General features: G+C 71.8%; 11 protein-coding genes. 4 read left to right on the forward strand and 7 right to left on the reverse strand.

Translation table 11 applies throughout. The annotated features are described in order from the left end of the window. Positions 1-147: 147 nt before the first annotated feature. Entirely contained in the window at positions 148-465 is a 318-nt protein-coding gene (locus tag STSP_RS30705; RefSeq protein ID WP_107441447.1) for an SH3 domain-containing protein, read from the reverse strand. A 50-nt stretch (positions 466-515) separates the two neighbouring features. Continuing rightward, positions 516-845: an SH3 domain-containing protein gene (locus STSP_RS30710; protein WP_067284284.1), complete on the reverse strand. Its 330-nt coding sequence runs from the start codon at positions 843-845 to the stop codon at positions 516-518. Between the two features lie 179 nt (positions 846-1,024). Between STSP_RS30710 and STSP_RS30715 the strand changes: the two genes are divergently transcribed. Further along, complete coding sequence (locus STSP_RS30715; RefSeq protein ID WP_067284285.1) at positions 1,025-3,154, forward strand: serine/threonine-protein kinase; 2,130 nt, start codon at positions 1,025-1,027, stop codon at positions 3,152-3,154. 85 nt (positions 3,155-3,239) lie between these two features. On the opposite strand, the gene ilvD is transcribed toward STSP_RS30715, so the two are convergent. The 4 genes from ilvD to STSP_RS30735 all read right to left on the reverse strand — a co-directional run bounded on the left by ilvD (position 3,240) and on the right by STSP_RS30735 (position 7,914). Further along, on the reverse strand, positions 3,240-5,093 hold the full coding sequence (gene ilvD / locus STSP_RS30720; RefSeq protein ID WP_067284286.1) for a dihydroxy-acid dehydratase: 1,854 nt from the start codon (positions 5,091-5,093) through the stop codon (positions 3,240-3,242). A 261-nt stretch (positions 5,094-5,354) separates the two neighbouring features. Then, positions 5,355-5,969: a TetR/AcrR family transcriptional regulator gene (locus tag STSP_RS30725; protein ID WP_067284287.1), complete on the reverse strand. Its 615-nt coding sequence runs from the start codon at positions 5,967-5,969 to the stop codon at positions 5,355-5,357. 13 nt (positions 5,970-5,982) lie between these two features. Further along, entirely contained in the window at positions 5,983-6,807 is an 825-nt protein-coding gene (locus STSP_RS30730; RefSeq protein WP_078067635.1) for a sugar phosphate isomerase/epimerase family protein, read from the reverse strand. Between the two features lie 177 nt (positions 6,808-6,984). Then, positions 6,985-7,914, reverse strand: coding sequence for a Ppx/GppA phosphatase family protein (locus STSP_RS30735; RefSeq protein WP_067284289.1), 930 nt, complete (start codon positions 7,912-7,914; stop codon positions 6,985-6,987). Positions 7,915-7,985: 71 nt separating this feature from the next. Here STSP_RS30735 and STSP_RS30740 point away from each other — a divergent pair, with 71 nt between their 5' ends. Then, a complete protein-coding gene (locus STSP_RS30740; RefSeq protein WP_067284290.1) occupies positions 7,986-8,897 on the forward strand; it encodes a hypothetical protein in 912 nt (303 codons plus the stop codon). 54 nt (positions 8,898-8,951) lie between these two features. On the opposite strand, the gene STSP_RS30745 is transcribed toward STSP_RS30740, so the two are convergent. Beyond that, positions 8,952-10,781, reverse strand: a complete 1,830-nt coding sequence (locus tag STSP_RS30745) for a BACON domain-containing protein (protein WP_067284291.1) — start codon at positions 10,779-10,781, stop codon at positions 8,952-8,954. 232 nt (positions 10,782-11,013) lie between these two features. On the opposite strand from STSP_RS30745, the gene radA reads away from it, so the two are divergent. Both radA and disA read left to right on the forward strand, forming a co-directional pair. Then, positions 11,014-12,423, forward strand: coding sequence for a DNA repair protein RadA (radA, locus tag STSP_RS30750; protein ID WP_067284292.1), 1,410 nt, complete (start codon positions 11,014-11,016; stop codon positions 12,421-12,423). A gap of 68 nt (positions 12,424-12,491) precedes the next feature. Next, positions 12,492-13,616 carry a DNA integrity scanning diadenylate cyclase DisA gene (disA, locus tag STSP_RS30755; RefSeq protein ID WP_067284293.1) on the forward strand — a complete coding sequence of 375 codons (1,125 nt, stop codon included), beginning with the start codon at positions 12,492-12,494 and terminating at the stop codon, positions 13,614-13,616. The last annotated feature ends 291 nt before the right edge of the window (positions 13,617-13,907 follow it).

The following is a 13,907-nucleotide window of genomic DNA, read 5'->3' on the forward strand; positions in this document are numbered from 1 at the left end:
CCGCGGGGGTGGCCGGGGTGCCGGTCTTCTCGTTCTTCTCGTCGCTCACGCGTCGATTATCGGTCCGGCCCACCGCGGTCCCCACAGCCACTCCTGGGAGTGGCCTCGCCCGTCGCGTCGCGCGGGCGAGGCCACCCCGAGGCCGGATCAGTCGGCGCAGCGCGAGGCGACGTAGCCGTCGCTGCCCGTGTTCACGTAGGCGTCCGAGACGTACTCGCCGCTGTCGATGTTGTCCCAGATGTTCGACGTGCCGTACGGGCCCGTGACCGTCTGGCCCGGCGTCTGGCAGAAGATCGGGACGTAAGCGCCCTCGGGCAGGACACGGACGATGCCGTACGTCGTGCCAGGACCGCTACGGACGTTGAGGCGGACGCCCGGCGCGACCGGGTAGTAACGCACGGCCCAAGCCTCCGCGGCGGTACCCAGTACCAGGGCGAAGGCCGCGACGGAGGCACCTGCGGCCATCCGTGTGCGTCTGCCCGTCAAGAGCCTCATGGTGATTCCTATCCCCTTCGTCAGGCGCAGCGCGGGCGGATGTAGCCGTCAGTGCCGGTGTTCACGTAGGCGTCTGAGACGTACTCGCCGTCGTCGATGTTGTCCCAGATGTTCGACGTGCCGTACGGGCCCGTGACCCATGTGCCCGGTGTCTGGCAGAAGATCGGGACCTTGGCCCCCTCGGGCAGGACGCGGACGACGGTGTAGTTGGTGCCGGGGCCGCTGCGGACGTTCAGGCGGACGCCCGGCGCGACCGAGTAGTAGCGCAGAGCCGTGGCCGAAACCGCTGCCGTGGTGACGGCCTCCGGCTCGCCGATGCCCTCGGCCTCTTCGACACGGTCAACAGACATGAAAACCACCCCCGTTGCACCCATGACTGTCATCGGGTGCCGTTGAATCCCCTAAAACACACCATGAAACACATGTACGCAACTCGCACGCGGAGACTAGCAAGCCTCCTCAGTCTCGTACGAGTCATCGACTAGGCTCCGTGGTCGCGCGTGCGGACGAACAGCACGGGGGTGTTCCCATGGCGCCACAGCAGAACGCCGGAGCGGGCGCGGAAGCGGAACTTCCCGAGTACGCCGGTCACTACCGCCTGGAATCCTGTCTGGGGTCGGGTGGCATGGGGGTGGTGCATCTGGCCCGCAGCACCTCCGGGATGAAGCTCGCGGTGAAGGTCGTGCATGCCGAGTTCGCCAGGGATCCCGAGTTCAGGGGGCGGTTCCGGCAGGAGGTGGCCGCGGCGCGGAGGGTGAGCGGCGCCTTCACCGCGCCCGTCGTCGATGCCGACCCTGAGGCCGAACGTCCCTGGATGGCCACGCTGTTCATTCCCGGGCCGACCCTTTCCGACCATGTGAAGCGGAACGGGCCCATGCCTCCGGCCCAGTTGCGTCGGCTGATGGCCGGACTCGCGGAGGCGCTGCGCGATATTCATCGGGTCGGCGTGGTGCACCGGGATCTGAAGCCGAGCAACGTGCTGCTCGCCGAGGACGGGCCCAAGGTCATCGACTTCGGTATCTCTCGGCCAAAGGACAGCGAACTGCGGACCGAGACTGGGAAGTTGATAGGTACGCCGCCGTTCATGGCGCCCGAGCAGTTCCGGCGACCGCGTGAGGTGGGGCCCGCCGCCGACGTCTTCGCGCTCGGATCGGTGATGGTGCACGCGGCGACCGGGCGCGGGCCGTTCGACTCCGACAGTCCGTACGTCGTCGCCTACCAGGTCGTGCACGACGAGCCAGATCTGACGGGCGTAGCGGAGGAACTCGCGCCGCTCGTGCTGCGCTGTCTCTCGAAGGAGCCCGAGGACCGGCCCACGCCGGACGAGTTGATGCGCGAGCTGCGGTCAGTGGCGGCGTCGTACGACACGCGGGCGTTCATACCGGCACAGCGGGCGGCGGATGAGGCGCCGAGGTCTGAGCCTCGCGCCACTGAAGCCGGAGCGGCCGAAGGAACCGAAGGGTCCGAAGAGCCTGAACGGCGGCCCGGGAAGCGCCTGGGCAGGCGGGCGTCCCTCGGAGCCGCGGCGCTCGGGCTCGCCGTGATCAGTGCGCTGGCCGCGGTCCACCTGCTCGACGGAGGAGGCACCACTCCCGAGAGACCCACGCCTCGAACCACGTCGGCCGGATTCAGCGGGTGGGAGGCGACACCGGCGTCCAAGAAGAGCGCGCCTCAATGCTCCTACGGGGCCGGGAGGTTGCTCTGCGCTCAGCCCGGCCTGCTCTTCGCCCTCGATCCGGGCGACGGTCATCTGCTGTGGCAGCAGACCGTCGCCCGGACGCACAGGAGCCGACCGCCCGTCGTGTCGGGTGGCCTCGTGCAGCCTTCGCTCGACTCGGGTCGCCGTCTGGAGGCGCTCGATCCCGCCTCGGGCAGGGCGCGTTGGCAACGGAACATGCCCGCGTACAGCGGCCTGGAGTGCGCCGGAGGCATGCTGCTTCTCACCAGCACCGACGGGACCGTCGTCGGCGTGGACAGCGCCTCGGGTGACACGCGGTGGAGCCACCGGATCCCGGGCCACAGCGTGCCGTACTTCACCTCGTTCGCCGGGGACCCGCTGGCGTACGCGGTGAGCACGTCCGACGACGGGGCGGGCACGCGGGTCACGGTGGTGGATCCGGAGACGGGTGACGTGCGGTGGAACGCGCAGTTGGAGGGGAGGCTGAAGCCGCTCGGCACGGCAGGCGGGTCCGTCTACCTCGTCTCCGTCGACGCGGTCTACGGGGACGCCAAGGCCGTGGTCCGCTACACCCCGGACACCGGGGCGGAGCAGCGGGTGCCCCTGCCGGTCCCGCTGAAACAGGCCCACGGGACCGTGCGTGGGAACCTCGTCTACCTCACGGGGGACGGCGGATCACTTGCGGCCGTCGACATGAACGCCCGCAAGCAGCTCTGGCGCTTCGAGACGTCCGTGATCCGCGGCTCCGGTCCGGTCACCGACGGTCGGCACGTGTACGTCAGCGCCCCCGACGGGCGGCTCCTCGCCATCGGCACACGCGACGGGAAACTCCTCGGTCAGACGCCGCCACGACTCGGTCCGAACTCCGACCAGATCATGGGCGCCCTGCCCGAGCCCGTGATCGCGGGCAACTACGTCTACGCCACCGCCCCCGACGGCACCGTCTTCGCCGTCGACGGCCGCAACCCGGCGGCCTGGTAGCACGCGAAAGGGGCCGTCCCCGAAGAGACGGCCCCTGCGCGATGCGTCAAGCCCAGCTGCGTCACGTCAGCCGGGCTTCGTCACGTCAGCCCAGCTTCGACACGTCCCGCACCGCGCCCTTGTCCGCGCTCGTCGCCATCGCCGCGTACGCCCGCAGCGCCGCCGAGACCTTGCGGTCGCGGTTCTTCGGGGCGTACGCCCCGTTCAACGCCTGCTCACGGCGCGCGAGTTCCGCCTCGTCGACGAGCAACTCGATCGAGCGATTCGGGATGTCGATGCGGATGCGGTCGCCGTCCTCGACCAGGGCGATCGTGCCGCCGGACGCGGCCTCCGGGGAGGCGTGACCGATGGACAGGCCCGAGGTGCCGCCGGAGAAGCGACCGTCGGTGATCAGGGCGCAGGTCTTTCCGAGGCCGCGGCCCTTGAGGAAGGACGTCGGGTAGAGCATCTCCTGCATGCCGGGGCCGCCCTTTGGACCCTCGTAGCGGATGACCACGACGTCCCCGTCCGTCACCTGCTTGTTGAGGATCTTCTCGACGGCCTCCTCCTGCGACTCGCAGACGACCGCCGGGCCCTCGAAGGTCCAGATGGACTCGTCCACGCCGGCCGTCTTCACCACGCAGCCGTCGACGGCCAGGTTGCCCTTGAGGACCGCGAGGCCGCCGTCCTTGGAGTACGCGTGCTCGACGCTGCGGATGCAGCCGCCCTCGGCGTCCTCGTCGAGCGCCTCCCAGCGCTCGGACTGCGAGAAGGCCTCCGCCGACCGGACGCAGCCGGGGGCCGCGTGCCACAGCTCGACGGCCTCCGGCGAGGGCGATCCGCCGCGCACGTCCCAGGTCTTCAGCCAGTCCCCCAGGGACGGGCTGTGGACGGCGTGCACGTCCTCGTTGAGCAGGCCGCCGCGGTGCAGCTCGCCCAGCAGGGCCGGGATGCCGCCGGCGCGGTGCACGTCCTCCATGTAGTACGTGCGGTCCTTCGCGACGTTCGGCGCGACCTTCGCCAGGCACGGCACGCGGCGCGACACCGCGTCGATCTCCTCCAGGCCGAACGGAACGCCCGCCTCCTGGGCGGCGGCCAGCAGGTGCAGGATCGTGTTGGTGGAGCCGCCCATGGCGATGTCGAGAGCCATGGCGTTCTCGAAGGCCGCGAAGGTGGCGATGGAGCGCGGCAGGACCGTGTCGTCGTCCTGCTCGTAGTAGCGGCGGGTGATGTCCATGACCGTCCGGGCCGCGTCCTCGTACAACCGCCTGCGGGCCGTGTGCGTGGCCAGGACCGAGCCGTTGCCGGGCAGGGACAGGCCGATGGCCTCCGTCAGGCAGTTCATCGAGTTGGCGGTGAACATGCCGGAACACGAGCCGCAGGTCGGACAGGCGTTCTCCTCGATACGGAGGATGTCCTCGTCCGAGATCTTGTCGTTCACGGCGTCGGAGATCGCGTCGACCAGGTCGAGCGTGCGAACCGTGCCGTCGACGAGGGTCGCGCGGCCGGCCTCCATCGGGCCGCCGGAGACGAAGACCGTCGGGATGTTGAGGCGGAGGGCCGCCATCAGCATGCCCGGGGTGATCTTGTCGCAGTTGGAGATGCAGACCAGGGCGTCGGCGCAGTGGGCCTCGACCATGTACTCGACCGAGTCCGCGATCAGGTCGCGGGACGGGAGGGAGTACAGCATGCCGCCGTGACCCATCGCGATGCCGTCGTCGACAGCGATCGTGTTGAACTCGCGCGGGATGCCGCCGGCCTCCCTGATCGCCTCGCTGACGATCCGGCCGACCGGCTGGAGGTGGGTGTGGCCCGGCACGAACTCCGTGAACGAGTTGGCGACGGCGATGATCGGCTTCCGCCCGATGTCCGCACCCGGTACACCAGAGGCGCGCATAAGGGCGCGGGCGCCCGCCATGTTGCGGCCGTGGGTGACAGTGCGGGACCTCAGCTCGGGCATCGTCGCTCGCTCCTTCAGGCAGATGCCTACGGATGCCTGCGGCACGGTGCGATCAGGACGGTGGTGCGCGTTGTCCGTGCGGCCGGCGGACGCAGGCAGGATGACTTCCGTCGAGCCTACGCCGGTGCTCCAGGCTCTGGACAGCGTGTCCGGATTGCGGGACGGGTGTCTCGGGTTCCGGCGCCCGTTCGGGGCACCGTTCCGGGTGGGCGCGAGGGCCAGCTCACGGCCCGTTCAGATGCCTGTGCACGACCGGCCCGCTCACGGCCCGGTCAGATGCCACTGCACCACGGGCGCCACCCGGGCGATGATCTGCTCCACGTCCGCCGAGGCCAGCGGCTCCAGCTTGATCACGTACCGCATCATGGCCACGCCCACCAGCTGCGCGGCCGCCAGCTCGGCCCGCAGTTCGGCGTCCGGCGCGCCCACATGGCCGGCGACCCTGCGCAGCAGCTGGGTGGAGACGAGCCGGCGGAAGACCGCGGCGGCCGCCTCGTTGTTCACCGCCGACCGGACGACGGCAAGCAGGGGGGTACGGGTGGCCGGGTTCTCCCAGACCCCGAACAGGAACCGGGCGAACCGCTCGCCGACCCCGTCGAGCGGCCCCTCGGTGATCGTCTCCGGGGCCTTCAGGGCGGGCGCGAAGACGACCTCGACGGCCGCCTCGAAGACCTGCTCCTTGGTGCCGAAGTAGTGGTGGACGAGCGCGGAGTCGACTCCGGCCGCCTTGGCGATGCCGCGCACCGACGCCTTCTCGTACCCCCGCTCGGAGAACTCCTCGCGGGCGGCCCGCAGGATGCGCTCCCGGGTGTCCGGCCCCTCCGTCGCCTGTGCGCGGGAGGGCCGTCCCCGGCGCCTGGGCGCGGTGTCGGTCATGATCTCGGCACCTTCACGATCTCGGCACCTTCACGGCCGACGCGAGATACAGCCGGGTGAAGGCCAGGGCCTCCGCCAGATCGGCCTCGCGCTCGGCGCTGGACATGGCCCGCCGCGTGTTGACCTCGAGGACGACATGGCCGTCGAAGCCGTTCAGCGCCAGGCGCTCCAGGATCTCGGCGCAGGGCTGCGTGCCGCGGCCGGGGACCAGGTGCTCGTCCTTGCCGGATCCGGTGCCGTCGGCTAGGTGGACGTGGCCGAGCCGGTCGCCCATGCGGTCGATCATCTGCAGCGCGTCGGTGCGGGCGGTCGCCGTGTGCGAGAGGTCGATCGTGTAGTGCCGGTAGTCGTCCTTGGTGACGTCCCACTCCGGGGCGTACGCGAGCATCTCGCGGTCCCGGTAGCGCCACGGATACATGTTCTCGACGGCGAACCGCACATCCGTCTCGTCCGCCATGCGCCAGATGCCGCGTACGAAGTCCCGGGCGTACTGCCGCTGCCAGCGGAACGGCGGGTGCACGACGACGGTGGAGGCGCCCAGCCGCTCGGCGGCGGACCTCGCGCGCTGGAGCTTGACCCAGGGGTCCGTGGACCAGACGCGCTGCGTGATCAGCAGACAGGGGGCGTGAACGGCGAGGATCGGGATGCGGTGGTAGTCGCTCAGCCTGCGCAGCGCGTCGATGTCCTGGCTGACGGGGTCGTTCCAGACCATGATCTCGAGGCCGTCGTAGCCGAGGCGCGCGGCGATCTCGAAGGCCGTTGCCGTCGACTCCGGATAGACCGAGGCCGTCGACAGGGCGACCTTCGCATCCGGGATGCGCACCACTGGTTCTGCCACGAGGGACAGGGTACGGGGCGGGGGGTGGGGGGTGCGGCCCGGCTGCGGGGCGCACCCCCCGTACGGTTGCCCGTCCGTGCGTCGTGGGCACTGTCCGGCTGCTGAGGGGTGCCCGCCGTCGGGGTTCCGCTGTGCCCACCCTCCCCCAGCTACCGCTGGGAGGTGCCCCCAGCACCTCTAGTTCGGCATGTGGTCCAGGCGGCGGAGGATTACGCCCTCGCGGAGGGCCCACGGGCAGATTTCCGCCGACTCGACGCCGAAGAGGTCCATCGCGGCCTCGGCAACGAGTGCGCCGGCGAGGAGCTGGCCGGAGCGGCCCTCGGAGACGCCGGGCAGCTCTGCGCGCTCGTCGGCGGTCATCCCGGTGAGCCGCGGCACCCAGTCCTCCAGGTCCCTGCGCTTGAGCTCCCGCTGGACGTAGAGGCCGTCGGCCGAGCGGGCGGCGCCGGAGATCCGGGCCAGCTGCCGGAAGGTCTTGGAGGTGGCGACCACATGGTCGGGGGTGCCGAGGCGGCTGAACTCCCCGACGGTCCGGGCGATCTCCGCCCGCACGTGCCGTCGCAGCGCCCGCACGTCCGCCGGGTCCGGCGGATCGCCCGGCAGCCAGCCCGCGGTCAGCCGGCCGGCGCCCAGCGGCAGCGAGACGGCGGCGTCCGGCTCCTCGTCCATGCCGTACGCGATCTCGAGTGAGCCGCCGCCGATGTCCAAGACCAGCAGTTTGCCGGCGGACCAGCCGAACCAGCGGCGGGCGGCGAGGAAGGTGAGACGGGCCTCCTCCTCACCGGTCAGGACCTGCAGCTCCACACCGGTCTCGTCCTTCACCCGGGCCAGCACCTCGTCGGCGTTGGTGGCCTCGCGGACCGCGGAGGTGGCGAACGGCAGCAGGTCCTCGACGCCCTTGTCCTCGGCGGCCTGCAGCGCTTCGTGGACGGTGCCGATCAGTTTGCCGACTCCGTCGGGGCCGATGGCTCCGTCGTCGTCGAGGAGTTGCGCAAGGCGCAGCTCCGCCTTGTGGGAGTGCGCGGGCAGCGGGCGCGCACCCGGGTGTGCATCCACCACCAGCAGATGCACCGTGTTCGAACCCACGTCGAGGACACCGAGTCTCATATACGGAACGCTACTGCGCGAGGGCCCGGCGGAACTCCCTGGGCTGGCTTCCGCCCGCATACCCTGGAGGCGTGCCGAAGACGAAAAAGGCGAAGACCGACAAATCCGCCAGCTCTGCCACGGCGTCCTCGCAGGAGAGGGCGCCGGAGCAGAAGCGGTCGGAGGAGAAGCGGTCGAAGCCGCCGAAGCAGTCGAAGCGGTCGGGCGGGCCGGGGCAAGGGCAGCAGCCGGTGCCCGACGAAAAGGGCCTGGACTTCGCCCGCGCATGGGTCGAGTTCCCTGATCCGGCGGACGACGAGCAGGTGTTCCGCTGCGATCTGACATGGCTTACCTCCCGTTGGCACTGCATCTTCGGAAGCGGCTGCCAGGGCATCCAGGCGGGCCGCGCGGACGACGGGTGCTGCACGCTGGGCGCGCACTTCTCGGAGGAGGACGACGAGAAGCGCGTCGCCGAGCATGTGGCGAGGCTCACTCCCGAGGTGTGGCAGCACCACGACGTGGGCATGGAGACGGGCTGGGTCCAGGAGGACGAGGACGGCGAGCGCCAGACCCGCCGCTTCGAGGGCTCCTGCATCTTCCAGAACCGGCCGGGCTTCCCGGGCGGCGCGGGCTGCTCGCTGCACATCCTGGCGCTGCGCGAGGGCCGTGAGCCGCTGGAGACCAAGCCGGACGTCTGCTGGCAGCTGCCGATCCGCAGGACGTACGAGTGGATCGACCGGCCCGACGACACGCGCGTCCTGCAAGTGTCGATCGGCGAGTACGACCGCCGGGGCTGGGGCCCGGGCGGCCACGATCTGCACTGGTGGTGCACGTCGGCGACCTCGGCGCACGGAGCGGGCGAGCCTGTGTACGTCTCGTACCGGCCGGAGCTCACCGAGCTCATGGGCAAGGCGGGATACGACCGGCTGGTCGAGCTGTGCGAGGCCCGGATGGCGTCCGAGCTGCCGCTGGTGGCGCCGCACCCCGCGGATCCGGCGCCCTGACCGCGACGCTGGGACCAGCCCGGCTCGTGTGCCGGTCGGCAGGCGGGCCGGACCCTACGCCCCTTCGCTGGGGCTCCCCTCTCCCCCGTCGCTCGGTGGCGGGGACGAGTCCCCCGGGTCGGACGGGACCGGCGAGCCGGAAGGGGCGGTGTCGCTGGGACCGGGGTCGGACGGCGACGGGTCCTGCGGGTCCGGGTCCTGACCGGACGGGGGCGGATCCGACGACGGCGGCGGGTCGGAGGACGGCGGCGGATCCGACGAGGGCGGGTCGCTCGGCGTGGGCCCCGGGTCGGACGGGCTCGGTGAACCCGGCGACGACGGCGGGGGGCTGGAGGGCGGAGGGCTGGAGGACGGCGGAGACGATTCTCCATATCCCTCGAGGCCGATCACAGCGCCCGACGGGTCGATCACGATCTGCGCGCGCCAGTGCCCGGCGGGCTCGCGATGGTGATCGACGTACACCTCGATCGTGAACGACTCGCCCGGTGCGAGCGTTCCCGAGTACTGGCTGAGGTAGAGCCACGGGGCATCCGCGTACGCCGACCAGTGCACCGGTGCGCCCCCGGACGCCCGCAGCGTGATCAGCATCGTGTCGCCGCTGCCCGGCTGTGCCTCGACCGTCAGCCTCCCCGGCCCCACCGCGCTCCGGGACGGCGGCGCCCCCGGGCTGATCACCTCCACGGACACGTCGGGCGTACGGCTGCCCGCGGTGAACCGCGCGTCGGGGTCGGCGCTGGCGTTGCCCGCGTTCTCGTAGCCGCCCGCGTGCTCGCCCCCGAGACCGCCGGGGCCGTCGGCCTCGCTGACGGAGACGGAGCGTCCGTCCTGGCCCTCGCCGGTGAGGGGCGCGCCGCGGTAGGCGGCCCAGAGGGCGAGCACCGGGGCCGCGACGACCGTGGCGACGACGGTCGTCGCCACGGCACGCGCGCGTAGCCGGCCACGGCGGGCGGCCCGGTCCCTGGGGTCCATCGGGAAACCACGCCGGTCGAAGCGCGGGGCGCGGTCCCGCGCTCGCGGGGCATGCGCCATCGCGGTGTGCAGGGCCGGGCGCGGGGCCTCGATCACGGGCAGCGCGGCCGTGGTGACGCCGGTGCCGGGCCAGGCGGTGCCCGCGCGCTCGGCGGTACGGCGGCAGCGCGGGCAGTCGTCGACGTGCCGGACGAGCTCGGTGCGCAGGGCCGCGCCGAGCAGCAGCTGGTTGTCGCCGGTGAGACGGGCGACGGCGGGACAGGTGCCGGTCTCCACGACGGCGAGCGCGGTACGGGTGCGCTCCACCTCGCAGGCCGCCGTGGCCAGGAGCTCCCGGGCGGAGGCGAGGTCCATGCCGAGGACCGCGGCGACCTCGTGGGCGGCGAGCTGGTGGCGCACGGCGAGTTCGAGCGCCTCGCGCTGCTCGGGCGTCGTCCCGGCGGCCTCCGGCCAGGCGAGCAGGGCGAGTTCCCGCCGGCGTTCCTTCTCCGCCTCCGCGGAGGCGGAATGGCCGAAGGTTCCGCCGGGCTGCGCGGGGCCCGCGGCGGCGGTCCGGTCGGCACGCCGACCGGCGGCACGTGAGCCCGCCCGCTCCCGCTTGGCCTCGGCGAGTTTGCGCAGGCACGACCAGCGTGCGAGCGCGTACAGCCAGGCCTTGCGGTCGCCTTCGGCGTCCGGCCCGCGCGAGCCGCGGCGTTCGGCACACGCGAGGGCTTCCCCGAGGGCGGCGGTCGCGGCGTCGTGATCGCACAGCACGGACAGGCAGTACGTGAACAGGCCGTCGAGATACGGCTCGTAGCGCGCGGGCGGCCGCTGGACCTGGGTGCGGCGCGCCGCCCCGCGGTGCCGCGCATCGCGATGCGACCGGCGGGCTCCGGGGGTCTGCGGGGTGGGCTGCGGCCTACTGCTCGTCACCCGTGCGACCGTAGGCCGGTGGTGGTGGGGCCCTCCTCACCGTCGCGCACTTTTAATCCTTACGGGTGAACAGATCCCTCAAAAGGGGACAGGAACCCGTAGTTCCGCACTCTGGGCGTTACAGGGGCACGCGCGCGGTGGGTCGACGGGCACGCGTCGGCCCGCGCTCGCGAGGGACTGCATGCAGCGGCCGGGGGCCGGGCTGTCAGTGGTCACCGCTACGGTTTCGTCCATGGCTGCCCGTACGAAATCCGGCAAGGACCGGCCGTCCTACCGCTGCACCGAATGCGGCTGGCAGACGGCCAAATGGCTCGGCCGCTGCCCCGAGTGCCAGGCATGGGGCACAGTCGAGGAGTACGGCGCGCCCGCTGTCCGTACGACGACGCCCGGCCGCGTCACCACCACGGCCGTGCCGATCGGCCAGGTCGACGGCCGCCAGGCCACCGCCCGGTCGACCGGCGTGCCCGAGCTGGACCGGGTGCTCGGCGGCGGTCTCGTACCCGGCGCCGTCGTGCTCGTCGCGGGCGAGCCCGGCGTCGGCAAGTCCACACTGCTGCTGGACGTGGCGGCCAAGTCCGCCAGCGACGAGCACCGCACGCTGTACGTCACGGGCGAGGAGTCCGCGAGCCAGGTGCGGCTGCGCGCGGACCGGATCAAGGCCATCGACGATCATCTGTACCTGGCTGCCGAGACCGACCTGGCCGCCGTCCTCGGCCACCTCGACGCGGTCAAGCCCTCACTGCTGATCCTCGACTCCGTACAGACCGTGGCCTCGCCGGAGATCGACGGGGCGCCCGGCGGCATGGCCCAGGTCCGGGAGGTGGCCGGTGCGCTGATCCGCGCCTCCAAGGAGCGCGGCATGGCGACGCTCCTGGTCGGCCACGTCACCAAGGACGGCGCGATCGCGGGCCCGCGCCTGCTCGAGCACCTGGTGGACGTCGTGCTGCACTTCGAAGGCGACCGGCACGCGCGCCTGCGGCTGGTCCGTGGCGTGAAGAACCGGTACGGGACGACGGACGAGGTCGGCTGCTTCGAGCTGCACGACGAGGGCATCACCGGCCTCGCAGACCCCAGCGGCCTCTTCCTCACCCGCCGTGACGAGCCGGTCCCGGGCACCTGCCTCACCGTGACGCTGGAGGGGCGCCGCCCGCTCGTCGCCGAGGTGCAGGCGCTCACCGTCGACTCGCAGATCCCCTCGCCCCGGCGCACCACCTCCGGCCTGGAGACGTCGCGCGTCTCGATGATGCTCGCCGTGCTCGAGCAGCGCGGCCGGATCAGCGCGCTCGGCAAGCGCGACATCTACTCCGCGACGGTCGGCGGCGTGAAGCTCTCCGAGCCCGCCGCGGACCTCGCCGTCGCGCTGGCGCTCGCCAGCGCCGCGAGCGACACCCCGCTGCCGAAGAACCTCGTCGCGATCGGCGAGGTGGGCCTCGCGGGCGAGGTCAGACGGGTCACCGGGGTCCAGCGCAGGCTCGCGGAGGCCCACCGCCTCGGCTTCACACACGCCCTCGTACCGACGGATCCGGGAAAGATCCCGCCCGGTATGAAGGTCCTGGAAGTCGCCGACATAGGCGACGCTCTGCGGGTGCTGCCGATGTCGCGTCGGCGAGAGGCCCCACGGGAGGAGGAGGACCGCCGGTAGACTTTGCCCCGGTCTCGCCCATCCGTACGAACCGAGGGCGCCCCAGAACCTGCGACCGGAGGAGTGCAGTGGCAGCCAACGACCGGGCAGCAGCTCCCGGCAAGTCCGGCGGGAGCTCCGGTGCCGATGGGCTCATGCGCGCCTCTCTGAGCGCTGTCGCGCCGGGCACGGCGCTGCGTGACGGCCTGGAGCGCGTCCTGCGCGGCAACACCGGAGGCCTCATCGTCCTCGGCTCCGACAAGACCGTCGAAGCCATGTGCACGGGCGGTTTCGTCCTGGATGTCGAGTTCACGGCGACGCGACTGCGTGAGCTGTGCAAGCTCGACGGCGGCATCGTCCTCGACAAGGACCTCACCAAGATCCTCCGCGCCGGCGTCCAGCTCGTGCCGGACCCGACGATCCCGACCGAGGAGACCGGCACGCGGCACCGCACCGCGGACCGCGTGAGCAAGCAGGTGGGCTTCCCGGTCGTGTCGGTGTCCCAGTCCATGCGGCTCATCGCGCTGTATGTGGACGGGCAGCGCCGGGTGCTCGAGGACTCGGCCGCGATCCTGTCCCGCGCCAACCAGGCCCTGGCCACCCTCGAGCGGTACAAGCTGCGGCTCGACGAGGTCGCGGGCACGCTGTCCGCGCTCGAGATCGAGGACCTCGTGACGGTCCGGGACGTCTCGGCCGTCGCCCAGCGCCTGGAGATGGTGCGGCGCATCGCGACCGAGATCGCCGAGTACGTGGTGGAGCTCGGTACGGACGGGCGGCTCCTCGCCCTTCAGCTCGAGGAGCTGATCGCGGGCGTCGAGCCCGAGCGGGAGCTCGTCGTCCGGGACTACGTGCCGGAGCCGACCGCGAAGCGGTCCCGTACGGTCGAGGAGGCGCTGGCCGAGCTGGACTCGCTCTCGCACACCGAGCTGCTGGAACTTCCCGTGGTGGCACGGGCGTTGGGGTACACCGGGTCGCCGGAGACGCTGGACTCCGCTGTGTCGCCGCGGGGATTCCGGCTGCTGGCGAAGGTGCCGCGGCTGCCCGGTGCCATCATCGACCGCCTCGTGGAGCACTTCGGCGGTCTGCAGAAGCTGCTCGCCGCGAGCGTCGACGATCTGCAGACGGTGGACGGGGTCGGGGAGGCCCGGGCGCGGAGCGTGCGGGAGGGGCTGTCGCGGTTGGCGGAGTCGTCGATCCTCGAGCGTTACGTTTAGCCTCCGGCGGGTTGCGGGTTCTTGGGCGCCGCCGGTTTTGGGGTGCCCTGACCTCGGGGGCATGCGCCTTCGCACCTGCGAGGTTCAGCGCTTCGTGCGGCTGCCGCTTGTCTTCGGTTCGCCACCTGCCGGTGGGCGGGTCGGGGCCGCGCCGGGATGTACGTCCTCGGTCTGGCGCCTAGCCGTAGTTGTTCGAGGGAGCCCGGAGTTTGCGCCAGCCTCCCCCAGTGCCTTAAGGGCCTGGGAGGTACCCCCAGCGGGCGCACATCCCGCCACGTCCCCTTCGGCCCC

The organism is Streptomyces jeddahensis (assembly GCF_001642995.1).
In the GTDB taxonomy this organism is placed as follows: Bacteria; Actinomycetota; Actinomycetes; order Streptomycetales; family Streptomycetaceae; genus Streptomyces; species Streptomyces jeddahensis.